Source organism: Phormidesmis priestleyi BC1401, from assembly GCF_001650195.1.
Taxonomy (GTDB): Bacteria; Cyanobacteriota; Cyanobacteriia; order Leptolyngbyales; family Leptolyngbyaceae; genus Phormidesmis_A; species Phormidesmis_A priestleyi_B.
In genome coordinates, this window is record NZ_LXYR01000137.1 from 1 (window position 1) to 2,881 (window position 2,881).

A 2,881-nucleotide genomic window follows, 5' to 3' on the forward strand; every position below is an offset into this window, starting at 1 on the left:
ACTTTTTGTCGGAGGTCATCGCTGTAGGGGGCTGGCATCGCTCATTTGAGGGTCTCAACTTCTATAGTATGTCCTAACCTAACTGGCAACGGCTATATAAACGCTGCCTTGATTGGTAGTGAAAGTGGTAATGGCTTTGCCGTCTTTGCCCCAGAGTTTGATACTGCCATCAAATCCCCCTGTGGCAAGGCGGCTCCCATCGGGGCTGAATGCCATACTATAAACGCTGCCTTGATTAGTGGGGAGGGTGGTGATGGCTTTGCCGTCTTTGTCCCAGAGTTTGGTGCTGCCATCAGATCCCCCTGTGGCAAGGCGGCTCCCATCGGAGCTGAATGCCACACTATTGACGCTGCGTTGATTGGTGGGGAGGGTGGTGATGGCTTTTCCGTCTTTGTCCCAGAGTTTGATGCTGCCATCCTCTCCCCCTGTGGCAAGGCGGCTCCCATCGGAGCTGAATGCCACACTATTGACGCTGCGTTGATTGCCAGGGAGTCTTGTTTCTTTAATTTTTTCTAAACCAGATTGCAGCGCTAAGATTGGGCTAAGAGCAGGATACTGATCCAGCGATTTGCCCTGTCCCCACTTTTGCAACTCAAAGCCTGCCTGCATCGCTAACCGTAATCCGTCGGCTTGGTCTGTCTCAAACCGTCTGATCGCAACTGCGCCGAGCCGCTCGATTTGCGTTCCTGCCTTTGCCTCTACCTGAAGCGCTTCTGCTACTTTCTGCTGAGTCTCTGCCAATTTGACCGACTCATTAGCTTGATTCAGCTTCACCTCTGCAACACTAACGGCTGCATCTGCCTCTTTGCGTCGTTGCTCTGCTTGCGCGGATCTCCCCTGCGCTTCTCTAATTTGCTGTTCTGATTGGGCTAGCACCCGCGTTTGTTCTGCCTTCGCTTGCTTTACGGCGGTTTGAGCGTCTACGGTCTTCTTTTCGGCTGCTTCTAGCTTCGCGTCTGCCGCTCTAACCTGTCGATCGGCTTCTTGAGTAATCGCATCCGCTTGTTGCTGTGCCGTTGTCACCTTTTGGTCTGCCTTCTGAGTCGCTCTCAGCGCCAACCATCCAGCCACACTTGCCCCAATCAGCGTTGCCACCAACACACCAGAGCCAATCTGCACCAGGCGTTTTGCTTGCTGCCCCGCCTTGAGCAAAATTGCTGCCGCTTCCTCATTGGTCTGACTCGCACTGATATACTCTCGCTGAAGTTCCGTCGGCTTTGGCTCCTTTTGGTCTGCCTGCACCAGCCAAGCCTGCGATCGCACTAAATCCTCCCCCCGCAGCACAAAGCTAGGATTCCGTCCCTCCTTGTCCCACTCGATCGCTTTCTCTAAAATCCGCGTATGGGTTCTGACCTGCTCCAAGTCGGTGTCGATCGCAGTCATCAACTGCCCAAACCCATGAGCAAAGTCATCCGTCTGACGAAAAAACAACCAGTTGTACTTCGACAACATCGGATGCACCTTTGATATCTCAAAGCCCTCACGATGAACGATCGGCACCAGTCGTTTATGGTGCTTTACCGCATGGTCGATCTCCCGGCGACAAACATCAGATGCCACCGAATCAGGGCTGATCATAAACACGAAGGTGCTTGTCCCCTCAATTCCTCGCTCGATCGCTTGCCACCAGTCTTCTGTATACTCGATCGCGTCCCAATCCACCCAGGTTTCACGCTGCTCTCTTTGCAGGGCATCATACAGCGATTGTACAAAGGGTTTATCTTTCCGGGAGTATGAGAGAAAAACGTCAGTCATGGGGGCACGGGGGGCTTTTCATTCCATCACCAGAATACACGTCTAATTCGTAGATCCCTGTAATGCTCGATCGCAAATAGACTGTAACCCGCCTCTTGTACCAGCCTGTTCGCTGCGGTTCTGTCCCGCCCGTGAATGGAATTCCGGGCTAGCCTTGCGAAGTCCATTGAAATGGACTGAATGCCTAAACTCCTCTTCCAGTCCCTTCAGTGGACTTCGCACCGTTAGACTGTGATTTTTAATCACGGGCGGGTTCGCAACGCAGCAAAGACGCTCTAAACCACGTTGCTGCGGTTTTGATCAGGAAGATTGGGGGTTGAAGTACGATCGCTCTGTGCCGCGAAGCGATCGCTCCCAGTTTGAGATGAAACGATCGCACTTCAATCGCGAAAGGTCTATTGCGACCGGGTGCGCTTGAGCAATGCCATCGCCTCGGTCGAGTTGGGAACCGGAACAATCGGACTCCACAACCCAGCTTCAGCAAATCCGAGGTGATGCAGGGTATGAATTGTCTCGATGATCCAATCGCGACTGCCAATCAAGACAAATCGAATCGATTCGTTCTCGCTTTGGGTCGGCTCGATCGGCAACAGTTGACGGATATTGTAGTTCATTGGGGTTTCCTCAAGAGTGTTGGGGGAAGGAAACCCAAAAACCTAGCCACCCCGCAGATGTAACGATGCAGGATGGCTAGGCGGAATGCTAAAATTCCACACTAAGTCTCCATGCTGGCTGCTTCAGCTTGGGGGAATAGTCATCCAGTGCTGGTGTCAACAGCATTGGATGGCGGCTAGATTTTTGGGGATACGGTTGCCCGATATAACTGTGATGGCAACTTAACACGTTAGCGTATAGGCATTTTTGGGTCGGTGTCAAGTCATCGTTAGAGTCTGGCGATCGGACGAATGACTAACATTTGTTCTAGTTTGGGTAGAAGTCTATCGACCCTCTAGATAGCGATTTCGCGTCGATGATCTCCCGCCCGTGAATGGAATTTCGGGCTAGCCTTGCGAAGTCCGTTGAAACTCGGATCTTGCACCCGTCTATTCGCTGCGGTTCTGTCCCGCCCGTGAATGGAATTCCGGGCTAGCCTTGCGAAGTCCGTTGAAACGGACTGAACCTCAAA

At 52.5% G+C, this 2,881-nt stretch carries 2 protein-coding genes; both read right to left on the minus strand.

Annotated elements, in window-relative coordinates:
* Nucleotides 1-78 precede the first annotated feature (78 nt).
* The gene (locus A8707_RS25910) at nt 79-1,755 is read right to left on the minus strand and encodes a toll/interleukin-1 receptor domain-containing protein (RefSeq protein WP_068820314.1); all 1,677 of its coding nucleotides are present in this window, start codon (nt 1,753-1,755) and stop codon (nt 79-81) included.
* Between the two features lie 395 nt (nt 1,756-2,150).
* Nucleotides 2,151-2,369 (minus strand): hypothetical protein, encoded by a 219-nt coding sequence (locus A8707_RS25915; RefSeq protein WP_068820316.1) that lies wholly within the window; start codon nt 2,367-2,369, stop codon nt 2,151-2,153.
* Nucleotides 2,370-2,881 lie beyond the last annotated feature (512 nt).